This is a genomic window from Acinetobacter sp. BY419, from assembly GCF_019038395.1.
GTDB lineage: Bacteria > Pseudomonadota > Gammaproteobacteria > Pseudomonadales > Moraxellaceae > Acinetobacter.
The window spans coordinates 18711-41818 of sequence record NZ_JAGFXZ010000024.1; the positions used below are offsets into that span (position 1 = coordinate 18711).

The following is a 23108-nucleotide window of genomic DNA, read 5'->3' on the forward strand; positions in this document are numbered from 1 at the left end:
AAACTACTTTATGGCTTTAATCTAGCAAGTGAAATTTATTCTGACAAGTATTTTTCATAAAATTTATGCAATTGCCTAAATTAAAAACATATAAGCTGAATTTATAATAAATATGACAGTTTTTGCTTGACCCCTGTTAAAATCTCTCTATAATCGCTTTCAGATTCTCCAATAGCTCAGTCGGTAGAGCGACGGACTGTTAATCCGCAGGTCCCTGGTTCGAGCCCAGGTTGGAGAGCCAAATTCAGGAAAGCCCACTTATTATGAAGTGGGCTTTTTTATTGCCTTAAGATTTTAGCTTATGATGTTCATACAGTTAAAATAAGCAGACTTGCTGAAAAATGAAAAAAATAATCAATTTCGTCCACAATAGAATTCAACAAATTTACGCAGCCATTCAAGCAATGGAGCTATAAAAAATCCCCCATAAATGGAGGATTTTTAAATTTCGCTGAGATTAAGCTGCTTGAGCCGGAACACCGCTATGAAAACGGAAAGTTTCATCAGGTGTCTGAATCAGCTGCTTTTCGACTTCCCGGATATGTTCAATACGAGTTTGAATATCCTCTTTCGGATTTTTCAGTTTCGCAGTCGTTGCTACATCCATAGCCAAAGCCAGATAATCTTCAAAGTGACGAGATTCAGACTTAAGCAGATAACGGTAGTAACGTGCCAGCTCGTCATCTACACGTGAAGCAAGCGCGTAGAAACGCTCACAGGAACGTGCTTCCACAAAGGCACCAATAACCAACACGTCAATCAGGGCTTCAGGCTCAAAAGTCCGGATTTCTTTACGCAAGCCACCAGCATAACGCCCTGCACTCAAATTTTGCCAAGCCTGACCACGCTTGTTCATCAGTTCAAGCACTTGTTCATAATGCAGCATTTCTTCACGTACCAACTGCGCCAGTTTCACCTGCAGATCAACAAAATAGCTGTAGCGAAACATCAGGTTCATGGCTGTGCTGGCTGCTTTTTTTTCACAGTTGGCATGATCTTGCATCAAGATTTCAAGATTTTCGACCGCCATATTTAACCATGCTTGCGGCGTTTCACAACCCAAGAAAGCAATCACGGGCTGCATCAGTTCATCATAATTTATATTCGACATAACGACTCTGATCTTACCGCGCTGACTTAATCACAGCTTTCATTTGCTGGACGGCTTGTGCCAGACCTAAAAATACGGCATCTGCAATCAAAGAGTGGCCAATATTAAGTTCATGAATCTGTGGAATCGCGGCAATTGGCGTTACATTATCGAGGTTCAAACCATGACCTGCATTCACTATCAAGCCTTTCGATGCTGCATATTCAGCACCTTTAACAATGCGCTCAAGCTCCGCCTGCTGTGCCTCAGGTGTTTCTGCATCGGCATAAGCCCCAGTATGAATCTCGATGGTCGGTGCGCCACAAGCAACTGCTGCATCAATTTGTGCAAAGTCGGCATCAATAAACAAAGATACATCACAACCAATGGCTGCCAGTTCTTGCGTAGCTGCTTTGACTGATTCGAAATGACCGATTACATCCAGACCACCTTCGGTTGTCACTTCCTGACGTTTTTCAGGCACAAAACAGACATGCTGCGGCTTGATTTCCTTGGCAAAAGCCACCATTTCATCCGTTACCGCCAGCTCTAGGTTCATACGGGTTTTCAGCGCAGGACGCATACGACGCACATCTTCATCCTGAATATGACGACGGTCTTCACGTAGATGCAAGGTAATTCCCTCTGCCCCGGCATGCTCGCAGATCAATGCAGCATTGACTGGGTCTGGGTACGTCGTACCACGTGCTTGTCTTAATGTTGCGACATGGTCAATATTGACACCAAGTAATGCAGCCATAATCTTTTCCTAACTACGTTTGAGATTGAGAGTTTTGAATCCACAATTGCCGACTTTTCAGCGGCCGATCACCGAGCAAGGCCGTGATCACTTGTCGATACAGTTTCGTCAGTAATTGTAACTGTTCCGGATTAAAATCCCCACCATTTTCATGCTTCAACATGCTTAAAATCTGCTGACCAGACATGGTTGAGCGTAAGGCTTTGGCTGATGGCATAAAACCGGCATTGAGCTGAAAATAATATTGCTGTAGCGGATCGATGTGTACCTGATTGGCATCTAGTGAAAAATCCAGACCATAACCAAGCTCTTCCAGCAAAATATGTTCAAACTGACGCAAGATCTGTTTTAAATATAAGTTTGGATTCGATTGCTCTGATAATTGCTGCAATGCGGTTAAGGTTTCTGCATATTTGGCAAAGGTTTGCGGCATTTCGACTTCTAAGGGACATAGCCTTAGCAGGATTTCATTCAGATAAAAACCCGAGAAAAAGGCATCGCCAAAAAAGAAAATTGGCTGATTGACAATTTCCAGCTTAGTAAAATTTTTGAGTTCTGATTTACCCGAGGCTTGCAAACGAATGGGCTGGTATTGTGGTGGTGGCATCTGCCGGAGAATCCCGTCAATACGGCCGTATTCCTGGGTAAATAAATGCACAATATGACTGCGTTCACGGTACTTACGATGATGAATCAGATAGCCATGCAGTACTTCATTACGCATAAGCGGACACTTTAATCCTTATCTTTTTTTGATTTTTTATCATCTTCTTCGTCATCCCCATCCGGGATGACCGCGCCCACAACAGCCGCAGTCCCTTTGACTGCGACTTTTGTGGTTTTATAAGCAACTTTCACAGGAACAGTGACAATTTTATGAATGCAGCCCTGCAGGAATAAAACACATGCAACCACGGCCACTACTTTCATCATCACGACATTCCTTGAGGCGTATTATAAATTAGATATCACTATAACCTAAACTTTTTAATGCACGTTCATCATCAGACCAGCCGCCTTTGACTTTCACCCAAAGCGTCAGCATGATTTTCTGTTCGAACATTTTCTCCATGTCGAGGCGTGCATCTATCCCAATTTTTTTCAGTTTGACGCCTTTCTCACCAATCACAATGGCTTTTTGACTGGCACGATCGACAAAAATTGTGGCGTCAATATAGGTACAGGCCGGCTTCATACGACCGGTTTTCTCATTCATCACCGGTTGTTCAGTTTTGAATGATTCAATCTGAACAGTTAAATCGTATGGAAGTTCTTCACCCAGCTGACGCATGATTTTTTCACGGATAATTTCAGAAGCCAAGAAGCGCTCTGAACGATCGGTCAGCTGATCCAATGAATATAGCGGTGGCTGGAACGGAAGATATTTGGCAATCGTGTTACGCAAATGATCAAGGTTAGCACCACGAAGTGCAGATACTGGTACGATTTCTGCAAAATTCATCAGCTTTTCGCGCTCACGAATAAGCGGCAAAGCTTCATTCTTGTTTTCAAACGTGTCTAATTTGTTGATCACCAGAATCACCGGCATCTCAGCATTTTTCAGCTTTTCTAACACCAGATCATCATTCGGCGTCCACTTCTGCGCATCCACCACAAATAAAACCAGGTTGACATCACGTAAAGCCGAATGTGCCGCACGGTTCATCATTTTATTGATGGCACGTACTTCTTTTTTATGCATCCCCGGCGTATCCACGAATACCGCCTGAGACTTTTCACGTGAATCAATCCCGACAATTTTATGACGTGTCGTTTGTGGTTTACGTGAGGTAATTGAGAGTTTCTGACCCAAAATATGGTTCATTAAGGTAGATTTACCCACATTCGGGCGGCCTACAATAGCCACAAAACCACTGCGATAATCCGATGGGATTTCGGTACCTTGTGCGCTAAAAAATTGATTTACCAGGTCGTGACTGTCGCTTTGCGACTCGTGATCAGCATCAATGTGATCGGAATGAGTAGTCATTAAGACTTATGCTCCAAAAGTTTCAAAATATCTGCCGCAACGGCTTGTTCAGCAAAACGTCGGCTCGCACCTTCGCCCTGCATGGTCGGCAAGCCCGCAATCTGGCATTCCACTGTAAAATGCTGATTGGGTGCATCACCTTGAATATCTACAACCTCGTAAACTGGGAGAGGTTTCTTACATGCTTGTAAATACTCTTGTAAGCGGGATTTAGGGTCTTTAAGCTGATCTGTCGGCTCAATATGGTCTAAATAGGGTTCGTACCATTTTAACACAATCGGTTCTAGTACGGCGAGATCACCGCAATCGATATAGATCGCGCCAATAATGGCTTCTACCGTATCTGCCAGTATCGACTCCCGATGATGACCGCCAGATTTCAATTCACCGGTACTGAGAATTAAATGTTGGCTCAGCTTTAAATCATTGGCAATTTTTCCTAATGCTTCCTGACGAACCAGGGTGGCACGCATACGCGTCAACCGGCCTTCGTTTTCGCTTGGATAGGCATTAAAAAGATAATTCGCAATGATCATCCCTAAAAGCGAATCGCCCAGAAATTCCAGGCGTTCGTAGTTGTGTTTATGACTGACTGAACGATGAGTCAATGCCAGTTTCAGCAAATCAGCCTGTTTAAACTGATAGCCGATTCGTTTGGCAAGACGTTCATCATTTAGCTTTGACTGTGCTTTGATCAAACTCTTTCTCAAACTTCATCACTAAATCGATATTCATTATGAAATTTTTACGAATCTCATAATTCTTGTGTACCTGTAAACCATCGGTATTGATGACTTTGGCAATTCCATCAAAGGTCAGATCACGAATATTATTCATCGCTAAACGCTGACCCATCTGCTGACGGAATTGTTCTGGCGTTATATTGGCTGGAGCGCTTTTTAACAGCGCCTCAATCTCACCATCAACCATCCGATCGTCAAAGTATGGCGCCCACACTGCAATTGCTACTTTTGCCAGAAATGCAAAGCCCACAATTGCAAATAAAACCCCAATATAAGAAGCACCTTGTTGATGTCTCATTTTTTATTTTCCTGCTTGAAACAATTAATCAATTGTTCCGTTTCGACTAAACGATGGCAATTTAAAGCCAGGTTCTTTATGCATCCAGATATAGAATGCACGACCTGTTAAGTTTTCTTCCGGAACAAGCCCCCAGAAACGACTGTCAGCACTTTGATCGCGATTATCCCCCATCGCAAAGTAATAACCTTCTGGCACTTTCACTTCCCAATATAAACCATTTTCACCTGAATATTTACCATTTTCCAAATAGTTAATATAAGGTGCCTGGCGAGCGACATTCACCCCTTCCAGCTCGCGCATGGTAAAGGTATGATCGCCGAGAGTCTCTTTATGATAAATGGCATTCGGGGTATCTAAACGGTCTTTTTCGCGACTGAATTCCACTGGAACTTTCGCCACTTTTTCACCATTAATGCTCAACTGACCATGATCATAAACAATATGATCACCTGGCAAGCCGACAATACGCTTGATATAACTGATGGTCGGTTGTGGTGGATAACGAAAAACAGCTACATCGCCACGTTCCGGACTACCGGTATCAATAATTTTGGTGTTCACTATAGGCAGTTTTATGCCATAGTCGAATTTATTCACCAAAATAAAATCACCGGTTTCCAGGGTTGGCACCATCGAGTCAGATGGAATATTAAATGGTTCAAATAAAAACGAGCGCAGCACCAGCACAACGGCCAGTACCGGCCAAAAGTCATAAGCCCAGGTGATGATAAAATTCTCATTGCCCTTGCCACGGGTTTGTCTCTGTTTCAAAACAAACTTGTCTAGCAACCACACTGCGACAAAAAATAAAGTCGCAGGCACAAGAATCAAATTAAAATCAAAATCCATGGGCTTATATCCTTATTATTTTAGCGTTCGACTTTCAATACGGCTAGGAACGCTTCTTGCGGGATTTCGACACTACCCACCTGTTTCATGCGTTTCTTACCTTCTTTCTGCTTAGACAGAAGTTTTTTCTTACGTGATACGTCACCACCATAACACTTGGCCAATACGTTTTTACGCATGGCTTTTACAGTGGAACGTGCAATGATTTGTGCACCAATCGCCGCCTGAATCGCCACATCAAACATTTGACGCGGAATCAGCTCTTTCATTTTTTCAACCAACGCAATACCACGATGACGTGCATCATTACGGTGACAGATCATCGCCAAGGCATCGACTTTTTCACCATTGATCAGTACATCTACTTTGACTAAAGATGAACTTTCAAAACGGATAAAGTTGTAGTCGAGTGAAGCAAAACCACGTGAACATGACTTCAATTTATCAAAGAAGTCCATCACCACTTCAGCCAGTGGAATTTCAAAGGTAATTGATACCTGATTCGCCATAAACTTCATGTCTTTTTGCACACCACGGCGCTCAACACACAATGTCATGACATTACCCAGGTATTCTTGCGGCACGAGTATATGACATTCAGCAATCGGTTCACGCAAATCTTCGACGGTTGAACCATCCGGCATTTTTGATGGGCTGTCGATATAAATCGTCTGGCCATTCTTCATGACCGCTTCATAAATTACGGTTGGCGCAGAAGAAATCAGGTCAAGATCGTACTCACGTTCTAAACGCTCCTGTACAATCTCCATGTGCAGCATGCCAAGGAAGCCACAACGGAAACCAAAACCAAGCGCATCTGAACTTTCAGGTTCAAAAAACAAGGCCGAGTCATTAATTTGTAGTTTATGTAACGCTTCACGGAAAGGTTCAAAATCACTGGCATCAATCGGGAACAAACCGGCATATACCTGCGGTTTGACCTTTTTAAAGCCCGGTAATGTTGCAACGCCAGGTGTTGTTGCCAGAGTAATCGTATCACCGACAGGTGCGCCGAAAATATCTTTAATCCCTGCAATCACAAAGCCTACTTCACCCGCTTCCAGCATACCTGTTTCAGTATGTTTCGGGTTAAAGATACCCACAGAAGTAATGATGTGCGTTTGACCGGTTGATTTAATCAACATCTTGTCGCCTTTACGCACACGACCTTGCTTGACCCGAACCAGAGATACAACACCCAGATAGTTATCAAACCACGAATCCACTATCAGGGCTTGCAGCGGCGCTTCACGATCACCTTCCGGTGCAGGAATCACATTGACCAGTGTTTCAAGCACGCCTTCAATACCTAATCCTGTTTTTGCAGAACAGGTCGGCGCTTCCGTAGCTTCAATACCGATAATGTCTTCAATTTCCTGAATGACACGCTCAGGTTCGGCTTGCGGCAGGTCAATTTTGTTCAGTACCGGAAGTACTTCCAGACCTTGTTCAAGTGCAGTATAGCAGTTGGCAACAGACTGAGCTTCTACACCCTGTGCTGCATCTACGACCAGTAAGGCACCTTCACAGGCAGCGAGCGAACGTGATACTTCATAAGAGAAGTCAACGTGTCCCGGCGTATCAATAAAGTTCAACTGATACTCTTGACCATTTGGATGAGTATAGTACAAGGTCACCGAAGTGGCTTTAATGGTAATCCCACGTTCGCGCTCAAGCTCCATTGAGTCAAGGACTTGCGCCTGCATTTCACGATCTTGCAAACCGCCACAAGTCTGAATAAAGCGATCTGCTAGGGTCGATTTACCGTGGTCAATGTGCGCAATAATCGAGAAGTTACGAATGTTTTTAATATCAACAGATTTTTTAGCTTGCGCCATGGGTTACCTTGAGAAAAAACGCGTTATGTAATTTAAAAATATTACATAACAAAAGCCGAATAGAAATTGCGAAGGATTATAGCAGAATGGTGATCTAGAAAAAGAATTATATTTTTTCCTTTCTTTACTCTGTCCCCTAAACCTCAATCAAATAAAATCTGAATCATCGCGATGAGACTTTAACTGCTAGACTACATTTCTTCCTCAATTGGCACCCAGATGCGATGCTCAAGCTGGACAAGCTATGCCTCATTCATCCAGATATAAAGTTGAAAAATCAAAAGGGTTCATACGGTCTGAAAGTGGCTGATAAGCCTGGGTAAATGTCGGTGACATGCGTTTAGGACGCCCGGTGGCCATTTCTATGCAGGCCCATTGCGTACTTCCGGTAAATAACAGGGTTTGATCCTGTGGCCGATAAAATGCGTATTGTCTAAATGAATACAGGGCATTGATATCATTAAGCCAGGTTCGCAGAATAATTTCATCTCCCTCGAAAGCTGCCTTGCGATATTGCACCTGATGCTCAACTGCCACCATGGCATGTTTCAATTCCACATACTGCTTTAATCCCAAGCCCAGTTTTTCAATATGGGCTGATGCGACATCCTGCATCCATTGCACATACACCACATTATTCACATGACCCAATCCATCGATATGTTTAGTTTGAACCTTTAAAGCAAGATCAAAAATACCGCTCACTTTTCTCTTATCCTTTCCATGATTTTAAGGCTATAGAGTCTACCGAATTTATCACCGGGATAAATTGCAAAAAACAAAAACCGCTTTTCAAAAGCGGTTTTCTATATGAGGAAGTCTCGATCGGATTAGATTCGCATCCCGACAACTGCAAGCTGCCCCTCGCGAATCAAGGTGACACGCGCGATGCTACCCTTCTTCAACTCGGATATTTCTTGTACAAACTGATTGGAATTCAGTACTGTCTGGTTATTAATCTGGGTGATCACATCATTCGGCATGATTCGTGCCTGTGCTGCAATACCACCCGGACGTACATCCTGAATCACCACGCCACCCTTGATTTCCATGCGCGCTAACTCTGCTGGATTTAGATCACGAATTGAAACCCCGATGACTGGCCCTTTGCCTGGTTGAGCCAGAGCGCCTGCTTTTGCTGGGGTATCATCTGGTGCTGCACTTAAAGTCGCTGTAACATTACGGCGTTTATCATCTCGCAAGATTTCAAGTTGTACCTGCTGCTGAGGTGCCGTACGGTTCAGATAGTTTAACAACTCGCTGGTACGTAAGATTGGGGTGTCGTTATATTTTAAGATCACGTCACTGGCACGCAGACCTGCACGTGCTGCCGGTGAGTTTGGCGCAACCTGGGTAACCAGGGAACCCTCAGGTTTAGGCAGGTTATAGGACTCGGCCAGGTTACGGTCGATATCCTGCAAACTCACACCCAGATAAGAACGGGTCACTTTACCATTCTTCTTCAGCTGATCAGCAACTTCAATCGCGACATCAATCGGAATCGAGAAGGACAAGCCCATATACCCACCGGTTCCACTAAAAATCCGAGAGTTAACACCCACCACTTCCCCACGCTGGTTAAACAGCGGTCCACCAGAGTTACCTGGGTTGAGGGCCACGTCTGTCTGGATAAAAGGTACTGCAGTTTCGCCCATCATGTTACGCATTTTGGCACTGACGATACCGGCAGAAGCTGAATAATCAAAACCAAATGGCGAGCCAATCGCAAGTACAGGCTCACCGACACGTAAGCGACCTACATCCCCGGTACGTAATTCGGGAAAATTCGAACCATTGACCTTAAGTAAAGCCACGTCGGTACGTGCATCACTCCCAACAACAGTGGCATCAATTTCGCGGCGGTCATTCAGGGTAATCGTGACTTTCGAAGCATCCTCAACCACATGATGATTGGTCAGCAGATAACCATCCTTGCTGATAAAAAATGCACTGCCATAGCCGGTTTTTTCCTGTGGCATACGCTGCTGCGGGATAATCACCTGATTACCAAAGAAGCGACGTAGAATTTCCGGAACTTGTTGTTGTAAGAGTTCTTCTTCGCTCATTTTTTTAACGACATTGACACTGACCACCGCAGGACTGACCTGCTCGACCAGGTTTGAAAAATCAACCGGCGTGACGGCCTGCAATTGTGCAGCACTCATGATCAGGGTCGCTGCAAATAATCCTTTTTTTAAATCTAGAATTTTCATATAAATTATTCACTCAAATTATTGATAATTTTATGTAAATAGGTTTTATCACAAACTTTGTAAAGTTTAAGTAATAATATGTTTCAATGCTTCGTCCTAGACAATATCTTATTATTAAAACACTAAGTTAAGGCTTTGATTAGTTTTTTCATCAATAAATGAGCACTTAAATGCTTGCATTTTGTACAAAAAAGCGCTGTGATGAGCGAACTTTTTCAAATTAGCGGATGGACATGTCTAATTTATCCCTGACCCATCATTTTGACGTGATTATTGTGGGCAGCGGCGGTGCCGGTTTAAGCTTAGCCCTCTCGCTCCCTGATCATTTCAACATTGCCATCTTAGCAAAATCCACGCTCAGCGATGCCAGCACTTTTTATGCGCAAGGAGGTGTGGCTGCGGTACTGGATGAAATGGATTCGATTGAACAGCATATTGATGACACCATGATTGCCGGTGCACAACTCTGTGAAATGGACGCGGTCAAACAGACGGTGGAAGGCGGCAAACCTTCAGTCGATTTTTTGCTGAAACACGGCGTGCAATTTACCTTGGATGGTCAGGAACAGTTACATCTCACGCGTGAAGGTGGCCATTCACAGCGACGCATTATTCATGCTGCTGATGCCACAGGTCGTGCAATTTCCAACACCTTGGTACAACGTGCTCAAGAAAAGCCGAACATCAGCATTTTTGAAAATTATATTGCGATTGACCTGATCTGTTCACAAAAACTCGGTGTAGACGGTGATAATCGCGCGTTAGGTTTATATGTACTAGACGAAAAAACTGAAAAAGTTCATACCTTTTTAGCGCCATTTACCGCCCTTGCCTGTGGCGGTGCAATGAAAGCCTATTTATATACTTCGAATCCGGACATTGCCACAGGTGACGGCATTGCCATGGCCTATCGTGCCGGCTGCCGGGTGGCCAACATGGAGTTTAACCAGTTTCATCCGACCTGCCTTTATCATCCACAAGCGCGTTCCTTCCTGATCACTGAAGCAATGCGTGGCGAAGGCGCTTATCTACGCCTGCCCGATGGCGAACGCTTTATGCTGCGTTTTGACGAGCGTGCCGAACTCGCACCACGTGATATCGTGGCACGAGCGATCGACTATGAAATCAAGCGACTGGGGATTCGTCATGTCTGGTTGGACATTACTCATAAAGATGAAAGTTTTGTTAAAGAACATTTCCCCACCCTATATGCCCGCTTGCTGGAGCTTGGCATTGATATTACCAAAGACATGATTCCGGTGGTTCCTGCGGCCCATTACACCTGTGGTGGCGTCGTGGTCGATGAAAACAGCCAGACCGATATCGCCGGGCTCTATGCGATTGGGGAAACGTCTTATACTGGTTTGCATGGTGCTAACCGAATGGCAAGTAACTCACTTTTAGAATGCTTTGTTTATGGCATGAGTGCAGCCAGGCATATCGAATCTCATTTTGATGATGAATATCAGTTCCCGATTGTGTCCGCTTGGGATGATTCTCAAGTAACCAATCCGGATGAAGATGTCGTGATTCTGCAGAACTGGGACGAGTTACGTCAAACCATGTGGAACTATGTCGGTATTGTACGCAGCACTAAACGCCTGGAACGTGCCTTGCATCGTATTGAAATGCTGAAAAAAGAAATCACCGAATACTACCAGGATTATCAGGTCAGTAAAAACCTGATTGAATTGCGTAATCTGGTGCTGGTTTCAGAGATGATTGTGCGCTGTGCCATGCACCGTAAAGAATCTCGCGGTCTGCATTTCACTCTGGATTATCCAGAACTGCTACCAGAACTACGTAAGACCGTACTCGCCCCGCCAAATTTTGAAGTCGAAACGCCTTTGGTCAATATTTAAATAATCTGGGAGATGTGATGATCGGAATCATATCTCCTCTTTTTTTTAAATTCTTACCCACTCAAATTTAGCTTAGGCTATTTATACCGAGTCTTCTATTTTTTATAGTATCTAGCGTTGAGGCGGGATTGAATATGTGCCCGTGACATGTGCGACAGGTTCTTCGTTATCTATCGAATAAATCCAGACTTCTCCAACGATCAGTGCCTTGCCTACCTTGATCAGCTTACACTCTCCGCGTATATCGGTTCCACCTGAAGGTTTACGTAAAAAATTGATATTCAGGTTAGTGGTCACAGCCAAACCGACTAAGCCAATTTCACCAAGGATTGCGACATAAAGCGCAAAATCCGCTAAGGTCATCATGGTTGGACCAGAAACCGTGCCGCCTGGACGTAATTCCTCTGATCTCACCTGATAAAGCAAAGTAGCTCCACGCGGAGAAACTGCTTCAATCCGGCATTTCTCCAGGCTTTGCGGAAATTCTTGTTGTAAAAATTGTTCAATCTCTGTTTTAGTCTTTTTCATATTATAAAAAATCTTCTATATCCATTTTAATATAGAAGATTTTTCACGAATTAACCTAGAGAAAAGTTAAATAAAAATTATTTTAAGACCCAGCTTATTTTAAATAACTTAAGGCCTGTTCAAATACCTGTTCAGGTATCTGGGTCGCATCCAGACGTTTGATCCGTTCCGGATGGCGTTGCCATAAGGTTTCATAACCCGCTCTCACTTTCTCAAAGAAAGTGACTTTCTCTTGTTCAAAGCGATCCAGCGCACCCCGTTCGCGTGCCCGGTTCATTCCCAGTTCAATAGGAGCTTCTAACCAGAAAGTAATATCCGGCATACGTGCTACAAAGTGATCATTCAGTAACTGCAACTTCGTTTCACTCAAACCCCGACCTGCACATTGGTAAGCAAAACTGGCATCAGTAAAACGGTCACACAGGACAATTTTCCCAGCTTCTAATGCAGGTAGAATCACTTGTGCCAGATGCTGGGCACGCGCTGCATACATCAACAGCAACTCGGTATCATGTGCCATGGCTTCTTCATGATTAACCGCCAAAAGTAAGGAGCGGATCTGTTCGGCCATCGGAGTACCACCTGGCTCGCGAGTAAGAACGACATCTTTGCCTTGTGAGATAAAATCATCATAGATCGAACGAATGAGCGTGGTTTTCCCTACACCTTCTGTGCCTTCAAAGCTAATAAACATACTCATTCCTTATTTTTCGAGCGTAAAATCATTAGATATTCCTGCACAGCCTTATTGTGATCATTCAGATTGGTCGTGAATTTATGTCCGCCATTACCTGTGGCCACAAAATAAATGTTGTCTGAATTATCCGGATGCATGGCTGCTTCAATAGCTTTCTTGCTAGGCAACGCAATAGGTGTTGGCGGCAAACCAGAAATAGTATAGGTGTTATACGGCGTCGGTGTGCGTAAATCCTTGCGGGTAATATTGCCGTTATAGCTGTCACCCATTCCGTAAATTACGGTTGGATCGGTCTGTAAACGCATGCCATTTTTTAAACGGCGCATAAAAACACCGGACACCTGTTCCAGCTCACTATCAATGCTAGTTTCTTTTTCAATGATGGAGGCCATAATGAGTGCCTCATACTTATTCTTATAAGGAAGATCACTCGCACGTTTTGCCCACGCCTCATCGAGTGCTTTCATTTGACGCTTATACAGATTGGTCAGAATCTTTCGGTCTGTTTCACCTTTAGCAAAGAAATAAGTATCCGGTGCAAATAACCCTTCAGGATGTGAATACGTAATATTGAGTTCTTTCAGTAATTGCGCAGTAGGCAAGTGCAGCACTTCCTTGGTAACCAGATCATTGTTCTTTAGGGTATCAACCAGTTGCTTAAATGTTGTGCCTTCAATCACCAGAATCCGGCTCATCTGGGCATTGTCTGCATCGGAAATCATTTCCATTACCTGACGAATACTCATGCCCTGCTGCACTTCATACACGCCCGCTTTCATGCTGTCGTGAATCATGATGCGCTGATACAGCTTAAGAATGATTGGAAAACTCACCTGGTTTTCTTTGGCCAAGTGATCAATAAAACCGGAATACGTTTGACCAGATTCAATCGCGAGCAGCTGTTTTTTTCCTTCGACAGGATAATCCTTTAACAGACTGCTTTTCAGGATCAACGTCACGATCAAAGCAATACCAAGGAATACCAAGGCTATTCCTTTGAAAGATGAGGAAAATCTCGCTTTATTGTTCTTTTTGGCTTTAGGTTTGGAAGCTGGCATATTAAGACATCTGGTTTAATCGAAGACGGTTAAAAAGTTCAATACAAGCATTGGCATCCAAGGCTCGCTGCTCAAATTGCGTGACAATTTTCATCGGGCTGAGTGCATTGCAGAAAAACAGGCTTTGAATATGGAGAATTTCATCCATATCGATGTATCGTTGTTGACAGGCAACCCCCTGATCTTGCATACGTTGCAGAATTTCTGCACGCATTACCCCAAAGACACCATTATAACGAAGTTCAGGCGTAATCCATGTATTGTTTATAAGAATGAAACAATTACTGCTCACCCCTTCTACAATTCCACCCTGTACATCTGTTACCAGCGCCTCAGGCCAAGCACGTTGATCGGCTTCCTGCTTGAGTAAAACCTGCTCCAGACGATTCAGGGTTTTCAATCCTACCAGACTTGGCATGGTCAAACCCAGCGCCTGCTGCAATACACCACTTTGAATCTGTTCAAACTCAAAATCCGCTACAACCTGAGGATAATAAAACAGCCACAAATCTGCAGGATGCTCCGGCAGGCTATAACCGCGCTGGCCGATTCCGCGACTGAGCACAATCTTTAATGTTCCGTTCAATTCACTTTCTGATTCACATAAAAGCTCTAAACTTTCTGTGATCAGATCCAGATTGGCATTCAGGCTTAATTTTTGATTGCTGATTTGCAAACGTGCCAAATGACGATCATATAATTCAATCCGGTTATGCCGAACCCGGGCCGTGGTAAAACAACCATCACCATAATGAAAGCCACGATCCAGCACCTCTATATGGCTGGCAGGTTGGGCATTTTTTAAATACAGCATATTTTTGCGGCCTCTAAAATATAAATTGAGCAGTAAGATCCAAGCTTCACCTATATATCTGTTTTACTCACATCCAATTCTTTTTTAATTATTTTTTATGCAAAAAAACTCAAGCTATTCTTGCTTCATCTAACAAAAGCTAAAAAACTTGAGGCAAAAATGAATATTCATAAATTAAAAATTGGGGTATTGGCTGCACTGGTTTCAGCCACTGCTTTCAGTGTCTCTGCAAAAGATTTCCTGAACGTGTCTTATGACCCAACCCGCGAATTATATGACAATTTTAATAAGGAATTCAGTGCATACTGGAAAAAAACCACAGGACAGGACGTAAATTATAAACAGTCACATGGCGGCTCAGGAAAACAGGCACGTGCTGTGATTGATGGTCTGGATGCGGATGTCGTGACGCTCGCGCTAGCTGCTGACATTGATGAAATTGCAGAACGCGGTTTTCTGCCTAAAGACTGGCAGAAAAAATTCCCGCAGAACTCGACTCCCTATACCTCAACAATCGTTTTTCTGGTCAAAAAAGGTAATCCTAAAGGGATTAAAGATTGGGGAGATCTGGTGAAGCCAGGCGTAGACATCATTACCCCGAACCCGAAAACTTCTGGCGGGGCGCGCTGGAACTATCTGGCTGCATGGGCATGGGCCAAACATCAACCTGGTGGCAATGACAGCAAAGCACAAGATTTTGTGCGTCAAATTTATAAACAGACCAAAGTGCTGGACTCAGGCGCACGTGGTGCAACCACCACTTTTGCTGAGCGTGGGATCGGTGACGTTTTACTGGCTTGGGAAAATGAAGCGCATCTCGCTACACGTGAACAGCCGGGTAAATTTGAAATCATTACTCCCACTCTCTCGATTCTGGCTGAGCCACCAGTCGCCATCATAGAGAAAAATGCCAAGAAAGATGGTAATGAAAACCTTGCCAAAGCCTATTTAAATTATCTCTATTCACCAGCCGGGCAAACTGTGGCAGCGAAAAACTTTTACCGTCCACGTAATACGAATGTCCTGAAGCAGCACAGCAATGTGTTTAAGTCATTAAAACTGGTGACTATTGATAAAGAATTTGGTGGCTGGACCAAAGTACAAAAAGCGCATTTCGATAATGGCGGTATCTTTGATCAGATTGTAAAAGCCAATTACGCAAAATAATTTTTAATTTTACAATCTACAATGGCCTTTATTGATAAGGCCATTGTTATTTCAAGAACTTAAGCCTTTACTTATCTTTTATTTTCATATTAAATTCGTTTTTAATTATTTTTTACGCATAAAGAATAGGTTTATTCTTCACCTATATTACAAAACGTGTAAGAGATTGAGGTTTCTATGAGCATTTCAAAAACAATAAAACTTGGGGTTTTAGCGGCTGTTATCTCGACAACATCGTTTGGTGCGGCAGCACGCGACTTTCTGAATGTTTCCTACGATCCGACACGTGAACTATATGAAGATGTAAACAAGAATTTTGGTAAATACTGGGAAAGCCGTACCGGTCAAAAGATCAACTTCAAGCAGTCACATGGCGGTTCAGGCAAACAGGCACGTGCTGTGCTTGATGGTCTGGATGCAGATGTCGTGACTTTAGCTTTGGCAGCAGACATTGATGTGCTTGCAGAAAAGGCCAAGATACTACCCGCAGACTGGCAAAAGAAACTTCCACAAAACTCTACACCTTATACCTCAACCATTGTGTTCCTGGTGCGTAAAGGCAACCCTAAAGGGATCAAGGACTGGGGTGATCTCGTGAAACCTGGTGTTGGCATTATTACTCCAAATCCGAAAACCTCAGGTGGCGCTCGCTGGAACTACCTGGCGGCATGGGCATGGGCCAAACATCAAGCAGGCGGCAATGATACGACTGCACAGGAATTCGTTCGTAAAATTTATAAAAACACCAAAGTACTCGACTCAGGTGCACGCGGTTCAACCACGACCTTTGCTGAACGAGGCATCGGGGATGTCCTACTGGCTTGGGAAAATGAAGCGCATTTAGCCATCCGTGAACAACCGGGCAAGTTTGAAATCATTACCCCGACCCTTTCAATTTTGGCTGAACCACCAGTCGCAATTGTAGAAAAAAATGCCCATAAAAAAAGTAACAAGTACCTGGCTCAAGGTTATTTGAACTTCCTGTATTCGCCACTCGGTCAGGAAATTTCGGCACGTAACTTCTACCGTCCACGTAATGCCAAAGTACTGGCCCAATACAGCCAGGTATTTAAGCCATTAAAACTGGTTACGATTGATCAGGAATTTGGTGGTTGGGATAAAGTGCAGAAAGCCCATTTTGAAAATGGTGGTGTGTTCGACCAAATTGTAAAGGCAAACAGCGCAAAGTAATTCGCAGCTGATCTCAGAGGAGCATCGATATGACACATACGCTTATTGTTCCAGGTGTCGGTGGTAGCGAATACAATCACTGGCAGACCTGGTTACAACATCAGCTCACTCGATGCTCTCGTGTGCAACAAAAAGACTGGAATCATCCCGTTTTGCAGAAATGGATCGCTGAATTTATTAAAGCACTTCAAGCCATTCAGGACGATGTCCAGATTGTCGCACACAGCTTTGGTTGTCTCACCTCAGTCGCTGCACTGGCACAACATCCAGAATTAGGTACTAAAGTTAAAAAGCTGATTCTGGTGGCGCCGGCCAATCCGGCACGTTTTGGGGAAAATGGCTTTGCCCGTGACAGCCAAACCGATTACAGCGATTATTTTCAGCAGCTCAAGCTTCAGGTGCCAACAACTTTATTGATCAGCGAAAATGATCCCTGGTTAAGCTTTGAAGATGCCCACATACTGGCTCAAGCCTGGAAAATTAAACCGATTAATCTGGGCGCAGTCGGTCATGTCAATGTCGCTTCAGGCTTTGGTCCCTTTCCTGAAATTAAAACCTATTTGATTTCAGGAAACACTATGCCGCATATCAGCAAAGTTGATGATAGCAAGTATTATTTTAAATTTGCATTTTAGTCGCTGCAAACTATGCTTGTGCCAAATTTATTTTCTAGTTTCGCTGGTTAGCTTTAACCAGCATTCTCTCTTTTGAGGAGTAATCATGTCGCAGCGATCCCGAGTGCTGCCAGGATTTGGTCTTTCTCTAGGCTTTACCCTAGCGTATTTGTCATTAATCGTTTTGATCCCACTGTCTGCCGTTTTTATCAAATCACTGGGCATTGGCTGGGAAGGCTTATGGGAAATCCTGAGCTCTGAACGTATCCAAAAATCACTGCAACTCAGTTTCAGTACAGCGATTTTTGCCGCACTGGTAAATGTAGTGTTTGGTTTGTTACTGGCCTGGTGTCTGGTACGTTACAGCTTTCCGGGTAAACGTATTGTCGATGCCCTTGTAGATTTGCCATTTGCCTTGCCAACTGCAGTTGCGGGTATTGCCCTGACCTCTTTATATGCACCGACCGGCTGGATTGGTCAATATCTAGAGCCGATCGGCATTAAAGTCGCTTATACCCCGATTGGTATTACGCTGGCGCTGATCTTTATTGGTCTGCCTTTTGTGGTGCGTACCGTACAACCGGTACTGAGTGATCTGGAAACTGAACTGGAAGAAGCGGCTTCTGCACTGGGTGCAAACCGTTTTCAGATTGTCACCAAAGTCATTTTTCCGATTCTGCTGCCAGCGCTAATCACTGGCTTCGCTTTGGCCTTTGCCCGTGGTGTCGGTGAATATGGTTCGGTGATCTTTATTGCCGGTAACCAGCCCTTTGAAACAGAGATTGCACCGTTAATGATTATTTCTCGTCTGGAAGAATATGACTATGCCGGTGCGACCACAATTGCTGTAGTAATGTTGCTCATTTCATTTGTCTTGCTGTTTTTGATTAACTTACTGCAAGCTTGGGCCAGCCGTCGCACAGGGAGAACTGCAGGATGAGTCTAAATACCAACAGCAATGCGCTGGCTGAAAAGCTGCAATCCCGTGATGCAACCCGCGAGCCAACCTGGGTGCGCTACACCCTGATTACCATTGCACTGATTTTCTTTTTGAGCTGCCTGATTCTGCCCTTGATTCTGGTTTTTGTGGAAGCCTTTAAACAGGGAATTGGTGTCTATAGCCAGGCACTGGTGCATCCAGATACCTTATCGGCAGTGAAATTAACCTTACTCACTGCTGCAATCGCGGTCCCACTCAACGTAGTATTTGGTGTTGCTGCTGCATGGTCAGTGGCAAAATTCAATTTCCGTGGCAAGTCATTCCTCACCACCTTAATTGATATGCCTTTCTCGGTTTCACCCGTGATTGCCGGTTTAATGCTGGTACTGATTTTCGGTACGCAAGGCTGGATGGGTTCCTGGCTGATGGACAATGACATCAAGATCCTTTATGCAGTACCTGCAATTGTCTTGGCGACCATCTTTATTACTGTACCTTTCGTGGCACGTGAATTAATTCCTTTAATGGAAGCGCAAGGCACAGAAGAAGAAGAAGCGGCTATTGTGCTCGGTGCTACTGGCTGGCAAACCTTCTGGAAGGTGACCTTACCCAATATCAAGTGGGGTCTGATCTACGGCGTGATTCTGTGTAATGCCCGTGCCATGGGTGAATTCGGTGCGGTGTCGGTAGTATCCGGTCATATCCGCGGTGAAACCAACACCTTGCCTTTACACGTCGAAATTCTTTATAACGAATATACCTTTAGTGCTGCGTTTGCCGTGTCTTCGCTTCTGGCTCTCCTCGCAATTGTGACCCTGATTTTAAAAACATGGGTAGAACTGCGCCAGGAAAAACAAGACAAACGTAATGAAGATTCAACAGTTTCTTAAGGAATGCCAACATGAGTATTCAAGTACAAAATATTGAAAAACACTTTGGTGCATTCCATGCACTGAAAAATATCTCGCTGGATTTTCCAGACGGTCAACTGGTGGCACTGCTCGGGCCATCAGGTTGCGGTAAAACCACTTTACTCCGGATTATTGCCGGTCTGGAAACTGCGGATGGCGGTCAGGTCATTCTTGAAGGTCAGGATGCGACCAATGTTCATGTACGGGAACGGGAAGTCGGCTTTGTGTTCCAGCATTATGCCCTGTTCCGTCATATGACGGTATTTGACAACATCGCTTTTGGTCTGCGCGTTCGTCCGCGTAAAACCCGTCCTTCAGAAGCAGAAATTAAAAAACGTGTTACACGTTTACTCGACTTGGTTCAGCTCGGTTTCCTGGCTGACCGATATCCAGCTCAACTCTCTGGTGGTCAGCGTCAGCGTATTGCTCTGGCACGTGCCCTAGCCGTTGAACCACGCGTTTTGTTACTGGATGAACCTTTCGGCGCACTGGATGCCAAAGTCCGTAAAGAGCTGCGTCGCTGGTTACGTACCCTGCATGATGAACTTCATATTACTTCTATTTTCGTAACACACGACCAGGAAGAAGCGCTTGAAGTTGCGGATCAGATCGTGGTAATGAACAAAGGTGATGTCGAGCAAATCGGTTCACCACGTGAAGTCTATGAAACACCGGCAACCCCATTTGTCTTCGACTTTTTGGGTCAGGCGAATCGTTTTGAAGGTCAGAACCATGGCGGCATGATCCATCTCGGTGAAGACCGAATCCAGTTTGATGGGGCAAAAAATGCCGCTCAAGGCGAAGTGATTTTATTCGCACGTCCAGATGATTTACGCATTCATGCGCAGCCGCATGACAATGCGATTCAGGCGACTTTCATCCGTGAATTATGGATTGCAGGCAAGGTCGTTGCGGAGCTGAATGATCGTCAGGGTAATCTGATTGAAATTTTACTGACACCTGATGAAGCAAGAGCACATCAATTCCGCCCCAATCAAACCGTTTGGTTAAGTGCGGTTAACTTGCATTTATTTGAAAACCAGGTCGCTTAAGACTAAAAGATGGGGCTTTAAAATGCCCCATCCTCTTATAGGGTAAAGAGAATCATGAATTTCCAACAATTAAGAATTATACGAGAAACCGTTAGACAGAACTTTAATTTAACTGAAGCTTCAGCTGCGCTTTATACCTCACAGTCTGGAGTAAGTAAGCATATTAAAGATCTGGAAGATGAACTTGGGGTGCAGCTCTTTATCCGCAAGGGTAAGCGTCTACTGGGATTAACCGAACCGGGTCAGGCACTTTTAGGCATTGTGGAACGCATGCTGGTCGATGCTGATAATATTAAACGTCTGGCTGATGATTTTAATAAAGTCGATGAAGGTACATTAACCATTGCAACGACGCATACCCAGGCGCGTTATGTATTGCCACCGATTGTCAGTCAATTCAAAAAAGAATTTCCTAAAGTACATTTGATTTTGCAACAGGCGAGTCCGGTTGAAATCACGGAAATGCTACTTCAAGGTCAAGCCGATATCGGCATTGCGACTGAAGCGCTCACGACTGAAGACAATCTGGCCAGCATTCCTTACTATAACTGGCAACACAGTATTATTACGCCGCAAAATCATCCGCTGGCGAGTAAAGAGCAAGTACGTATTGAAGATCTGGCCCCTTATCCGATTATCACTTATCACGGTGGTTTTACCGGTCGCTCCAAGATTGATACCGCCTTTGAAGAGGCAGGTTTTGATGTAGATATTGTGATGTCTGCTCTTGATGCCGATGTCATCAAAACCTATGTGGAAATGAATATGGGGGTCGGTATTGTCAACGATGTTGCCTATGATCCGGAGCGTGATTACCGTTTAAAGAAAATCAAGACAGATATTTTCGGGGTAAACACTACCTGGATCGCAGTCCGTAAAGGTCATTTACTGCGTGGTTATGGCTATGAATTTATTTCACTCTGCTCGCCAGATGCAGATATTAAGGTACTGAAAAAAGTGGCTTATCCAGACGAATAAAGCGCATTATTTTAAGTTTTTAATCAAAGAGGCTAAATGGCCTCTTTTTTATTTCTGGTGCAGATAAAATACTAAAACTCTAATTGCATCCTCAACTGTCATGCAGACTGATTTGCGACCCGTCTTATCATATGGATCTTGCCCATTCTTATCAGCATATGGTTGCAGGTGCAGCTTTGCCAATTAAAGCCGCCACCATTCAGTTTGTGAGCCGTAACCTGAGGTCACTCATGGGCTTTTAACCAGACGATGGCTCTGGAATTTTTATATAGAAAAAAGTTTGAAAACCTGAAACTTCTTTATCTGAATCTATTAGATCCCAGATGGTAGGCTTATCCGCAATTTCTGATCATAGTGCCCGATCTCAGGTTAATCATTTAAAATAATTTAAGTGACATATAAAAAAACGAGCCGAAGCTCGTTTTTTTTATATGGGGTTAAGCAGCTAAAACTTAGAAGCGGAAGCTTACACCGAGTTTCGCTACCGGGAACCATTCATACTTGTTATCTTCGCGAATTTTGCGCTCTTCATCTACAATTGCTTGAGCTAAAGTACGACCATCATCTCCTGGTGGTACGGCAATTAGAGCTTCTGGATTAGCTCTTAAGTTTACTTCTGGGTTACCATTGTAATAGGCGCCAATTTCACCAAATACGCCCCAACGGTTGGTAATAGCTGGTGAGAAACCAATCCCTACATAAGGAGCAATACTATTCTTATATGATAAATCACCCTTAATACGAACATCTGCACCGGTTGGATTACTAAAACGAGTACCATCTACTTCAAATGAAGCATTTGTACCTGGTCGGCGTTCAAGGCCATAGTCATTATCGGTATAACCTACCCCTGCTGCCATATAGAACCAGTTTGCCCAAGGACGGATTTCAGCATTTAAATAAGTCAGGTTATTATCCAGATCAAGATCATATTTCGTACCGCTAATGGACAAGTCATCAGACCAGGAAATATCACCGCCGTTATAACCTAAAGTTACACCTACATATGGGTTAGCACTCCAGGAGATTGCACCACCATAACCGGTAGTACCGACTTCAGCACGAACAGAAGCGGGTTTAAAAAAAGAAAAAGATGCAACACCCTCATCTGTGACAATCGTCTCATCTGCAGCCATAGCAGAACTAGCTGCTAAAGCTAAAACAGATACTGCTAAAATATTATTTAAAGGTTTCATTATTTCTCTCCTCAAAAGAACTTAATTTTTGATCATTAATTATTCGTGATAGGCTCAATATAAAGGACTTAAAAAATATTTTTTATTCACATTTTGCTAATCTTTTGTTATTTTTTGATACAAATTAATTTTTCTTGTTCAGAAGCAAGCGTTTTCTAACACTTCTCCTACACTTCAATATTATGAAAAATAATACTTATCACTTTAATAATTTTACGCTTTCTATCGTTTTGGTTATTTTTCACCTATTTTTAGGGCTTTCAACTATTTTTCCAGCAATATAGTGTAAAATCTAGAAAATTTTTTTCTGGAAGGA

Annotated in this window: 24 protein-coding genes and 1 tRNA gene; 9 read left to right on the forward strand and 16 right to left on the reverse strand. The window is 43.7% G+C overall.

Features of this window, described 5'->3' with window-relative positions:
* The first annotated feature begins 165 nt into the window (after positions 1-165).
* A tRNA-Asn gene (locus KUG37_RS10285) sits at positions 166-241 on the forward strand.
* 216 nt (positions 242-457) lie between these two features.
* Here the strand turns inward: KUG37_RS10285 and KUG37_RS10290 are convergent.
* The 11 genes from KUG37_RS10290 to KUG37_RS10340 all read right to left on the reverse strand — a co-directional run bounded on the left by KUG37_RS10290 (position 458) and on the right by KUG37_RS10340 (position 9784).
* On the reverse strand, positions 458-1111 hold the full coding sequence (locus KUG37_RS10290; protein ID WP_216935365.1) for a tRNA-(ms[2]io[6]A)-hydroxylase: 654 nt from the start codon (positions 1109-1111) through the stop codon (positions 458-460).
* Between the two features lie 13 nt (positions 1112-1124).
* Positions 1125-1850 (reverse strand): pyridoxine 5'-phosphate synthase, encoded by a 726-nt coding sequence (gene pdxJ, locus KUG37_RS10295; protein ID WP_216935366.1) that lies wholly within the window; start codon positions 1848-1850, stop codon positions 1125-1127.
* Between the two features lie 13 nt (positions 1851-1863).
* Positions 1864-2574, reverse strand: a complete 711-nt coding sequence (locus KUG37_RS10300; protein WP_216935367.1) for a DNA repair protein RecO — start codon at positions 2572-2574, stop codon at positions 1864-1866.
* Positions 2575-2585: 11 nt separating this feature from the next.
* Complete coding sequence (locus tag KUG37_RS10305; RefSeq protein WP_216935368.1) at positions 2586-2783, reverse strand: NF038104 family lipoprotein; 198 nt, start codon at positions 2781-2783, stop codon at positions 2586-2588.
* 28 nt (positions 2784-2811) lie between these two features.
* A complete protein-coding gene (gene era, locus KUG37_RS10310) occupies positions 2812-3840 on the reverse strand; it encodes a GTPase Era (RefSeq protein ID WP_216935370.1) in 1029 nt (342 codons plus the stop codon).
* A complete protein-coding gene (rnc, locus tag KUG37_RS10315) occupies positions 3840-4538 on the reverse strand; it encodes a ribonuclease III (protein ID WP_216935372.1) in 699 nt (232 codons plus the stop codon). Before rnc ends, era begins: the two co-directional genes overlap by 1 nt.
* The gene (locus tag KUG37_RS10320) at positions 4510-4881 is read right to left on the reverse strand and encodes a DUF4845 domain-containing protein (RefSeq protein ID WP_216935374.1); all 372 of its coding nucleotides are present in this window, start codon (positions 4879-4881) and stop codon (positions 4510-4512) included. Before KUG37_RS10320 ends, rnc begins: the two co-directional genes overlap by 29 nt.
* Positions 4882-4905: 24 nt before the next feature.
* Positions 4906-5733, reverse strand: coding sequence for a signal peptidase I (lepB, locus tag KUG37_RS10325; protein WP_216935377.1), 828 nt, complete (start codon positions 5731-5733; stop codon positions 4906-4908).
* 20 nt (positions 5734-5753) lie between these two features.
* Complete coding sequence (gene lepA / locus KUG37_RS10330; protein ID WP_216935378.1) at positions 5754-7571, reverse strand: translation elongation factor 4; 1818 nt, start codon at positions 7569-7571, stop codon at positions 5754-5756.
* Between the two features lie 249 nt (positions 7572-7820).
* Positions 7821-8276, reverse strand: coding sequence for a thioesterase family protein (locus KUG37_RS10335; RefSeq protein ID WP_216935380.1), 456 nt, complete (start codon positions 8274-8276; stop codon positions 7821-7823).
* 125 nt (positions 8277-8401) lie between these two features.
* The gene (locus tag KUG37_RS10340; protein WP_216935382.1) at positions 8402-9784 is read right to left on the reverse strand and encodes a Do family serine endopeptidase; all 1383 of its coding nucleotides are present in this window, start codon (positions 9782-9784) and stop codon (positions 8402-8404) included.
* Positions 9785-10011: 227 nt separating this feature from the next.
* Between KUG37_RS10340 and nadB the strand changes: the two genes are divergently transcribed.
* Positions 10012-11646: an L-aspartate oxidase gene (nadB, locus tag KUG37_RS10345; RefSeq protein ID WP_216935384.1), complete on the forward strand. Its 1635-nt coding sequence runs from the start codon at positions 10012-10014 to the stop codon at positions 11644-11646.
* A 111-nt stretch (positions 11647-11757) separates the two neighbouring features.
* On the opposite strand, the gene KUG37_RS10350 is transcribed toward nadB, so the two are convergent.
* From KUG37_RS10350 to pabC, 4 genes are all read right to left on the reverse strand, one after another.
* Entirely contained in the window at positions 11758-12174 is a 417-nt protein-coding gene (locus KUG37_RS10350) for a PaaI family thioesterase (protein WP_216935387.1), read from the reverse strand.
* A 94-nt stretch (positions 12175-12268) separates the two neighbouring features.
* Positions 12269-12868, reverse strand: coding sequence for a dTMP kinase (gene tmk, locus KUG37_RS10355; protein WP_216935388.1), 600 nt, complete (start codon positions 12866-12868; stop codon positions 12269-12271).
* A 2-nt stretch (positions 12869-12870) separates the two neighbouring features.
* Entirely contained in the window at positions 12871-13929 is a 1059-nt protein-coding gene (gene mltG, locus KUG37_RS10360) for an endolytic transglycosylase MltG (protein WP_216935389.1), read from the reverse strand.
* A gap of 1 nt (position 13930) precedes the next feature.
* On the reverse strand, positions 13931-14743 hold the full coding sequence (gene pabC / locus KUG37_RS10365) for an aminodeoxychorismate lyase (protein WP_216935390.1): 813 nt from the start codon (positions 14741-14743) through the stop codon (positions 13931-13933).
* A 159-nt stretch (positions 14744-14902) separates the two neighbouring features.
* Between pabC and KUG37_RS10370 the strand changes: the two genes are divergently transcribed.
* The 7 genes from KUG37_RS10370 (at position 14903) to KUG37_RS10400 (ending at position 21596) form a co-directional block, all read left to right on the forward strand.
* A complete protein-coding gene (locus tag KUG37_RS10370; RefSeq protein WP_216940417.1) occupies positions 14903-15910 on the forward strand; it encodes a sulfate ABC transporter substrate-binding protein in 1008 nt (335 codons plus the stop codon).
* A gap of 177 nt (positions 15911-16087) precedes the next feature.
* Positions 16088-17101 carry a sulfate ABC transporter substrate-binding protein gene (locus tag KUG37_RS10375; protein WP_216935391.1) on the forward strand — a complete coding sequence of 338 codons (1014 nt, stop codon included), beginning with the start codon at positions 16088-16090 and terminating at the stop codon, positions 17099-17101.
* Positions 17102-17130: 29 nt separating this feature from the next.
* Positions 17131-17736, forward strand: a complete 606-nt coding sequence (locus tag KUG37_RS10380; protein WP_216935392.1) for an alpha/beta hydrolase — start codon at positions 17131-17133, stop codon at positions 17734-17736.
* Positions 17737-17821: 85 nt separating this feature from the next.
* Positions 17822-18655: a sulfate ABC transporter permease subunit CysT gene (gene cysT / locus KUG37_RS10385; RefSeq protein ID WP_216935393.1), complete on the forward strand. Its 834-nt coding sequence runs from the start codon at positions 17822-17824 to the stop codon at positions 18653-18655.
* Complete coding sequence (cysW, locus tag KUG37_RS10390) at positions 18652-19545, forward strand: sulfate ABC transporter permease subunit CysW (RefSeq protein ID WP_216935394.1); 894 nt, start codon at positions 18652-18654, stop codon at positions 19543-19545. The genes cysT and cysW overlap by 4 nt, the downstream gene beginning before the upstream one ends.
* 11 nt (positions 19546-19556) lie before the next feature.
* Positions 19557-20618, forward strand: a complete 1062-nt coding sequence (locus KUG37_RS10395) for a sulfate/molybdate ABC transporter ATP-binding protein (protein WP_216935396.1) — start codon at positions 19557-19559, stop codon at positions 20616-20618.
* Between the two features lie 54 nt (positions 20619-20672).
* Complete coding sequence (locus tag KUG37_RS10400) at positions 20673-21596, forward strand: CysB family HTH-type transcriptional regulator (RefSeq protein WP_216935398.1); 924 nt, start codon at positions 20673-20675, stop codon at positions 21594-21596.
* Positions 21597-22048: 452 nt separating this feature from the next.
* Here the strand turns inward: KUG37_RS10400 and carO are convergent, their stop codons facing one another.
* A complete protein-coding gene (gene carO / locus KUG37_RS10405) occupies positions 22049-22792 on the reverse strand; it encodes an ornithine uptake porin CarO (protein ID WP_216935400.1) in 744 nt (247 codons plus the stop codon).
* Positions 22793-23108: the final 316 nt, after the last annotated feature.

Coding starts and splice junctions, on each gene's coding strand:
- KUG37_RS10375 (WP_216935391.1), top strand. CDS start 16,088: ATGAGCATTTCAAAAACAATAAAACTTGGGGTTTTAGCGGCTGTTATC.
- KUG37_RS10290 (WP_216935365.1), bottom strand. CDS start 1,111: ATGTCGAATATAAATTATGATGAACTGATGCAGCCCGTGATTGCTTTC.
- KUG37_RS10400 (WP_216935398.1), top strand. CDS start 20,673: ATGAATTTCCAACAATTAAGAATTATACGAGAAACCGTTAGACAGAAC.
- KUG37_RS10380 (WP_216935392.1), top strand. CDS start 17,131: ATGACACATACGCTTATTGTTCCAGGTGTCGGTGGTAGCGAATACAAT.
- KUG37_RS10370 (WP_216940417.1), top strand. CDS start 14,903: ATGAATATTCATAAATTAAAAATTGGGGTATTGGCTGCACTGGTTTCA.
- KUG37_RS10395 (WP_216935396.1), top strand. CDS start 19,557: ATGAGTATTCAAGTACAAAATATTGAAAAACACTTTGGTGCATTCCAT.
- KUG37_RS10300 (WP_216935367.1), bottom strand. CDS start 2,574: ATGCGTAATGAAGTACTGCATGGCTATCTGATTCATCATCGTAAGTAC.
- KUG37_RS10350 (WP_216935387.1), bottom strand. CDS start 12,174: ATGAAAAAGACTAAAACAGAGATTGAACAATTTTTACAACAAGAATTT.
- pdxJ (WP_216935366.1), bottom strand. CDS start 1,850: ATGGCTGCATTACTTGGTGTCAATATTGACCATGTCGCAACATTAAGA.
- tmk (WP_216935388.1), bottom strand. CDS start 12,868: ATGTTTATTAGCTTTGAAGGCACAGAAGGTGTAGGGAAAACCACGCTC.
- mltG (WP_216935389.1), bottom strand. CDS start 13,929: ATGCCAGCTTCCAAACCTAAAGCCAAAAAGAACAATAAAGCGAGATTT.
- lepA (WP_216935378.1), bottom strand. CDS start 7,571: ATGGCGCAAGCTAAAAAATCTGTTGATATTAAAAACATTCGTAACTTC.
- cysT (WP_216935393.1), top strand. CDS start 17,822: ATGTCGCAGCGATCCCGAGTGCTGCCAGGATTTGGTCTTTCTCTAGGC.
- nadB (WP_216935384.1), top strand. CDS start 10,012: ATGGACATGTCTAATTTATCCCTGACCCATCATTTTGACGTGATTATT.
- lepB (WP_216935377.1), bottom strand. CDS start 5,733: ATGGATTTTGATTTTAATTTGATTCTTGTGCCTGCGACTTTATTTTTT.
- pabC (WP_216935390.1), bottom strand. CDS start 14,743: ATGCTGTATTTAAAAAATGCCCAACCTGCCAGCCATATAGAGGTGCTG.
- KUG37_RS10340 (WP_216935382.1), bottom strand. CDS start 9,784: ATGAAAATTCTAGATTTAAAAAAAGGATTATTTGCAGCGACCCTGATC.
- era (WP_216935370.1), bottom strand. CDS start 3,840: ATGACTACTCATTCCGATCACATTGATGCTGATCACGAGTCGCAAAGC.
- KUG37_RS10320 (WP_216935374.1), bottom strand. CDS start 4,881: ATGAGACATCAACAAGGTGCTTCTTATATTGGGGTTTTATTTGCAATT.
- KUG37_RS10305 (WP_216935368.1), bottom strand. CDS start 2,783: ATGATGAAAGTAGTGGCCGTGGTTGCATGTGTTTTATTCCTGCAGGGC.
- carO (WP_216935400.1), bottom strand. CDS start 22,792: ATGAAACCTTTAAATAATATTTTAGCAGTATCTGTTTTAGCTTTAGCA.
- cysW (WP_216935394.1), top strand. CDS start 18,652: ATGAGTCTAAATACCAACAGCAATGCGCTGGCTGAAAAGCTGCAATCC.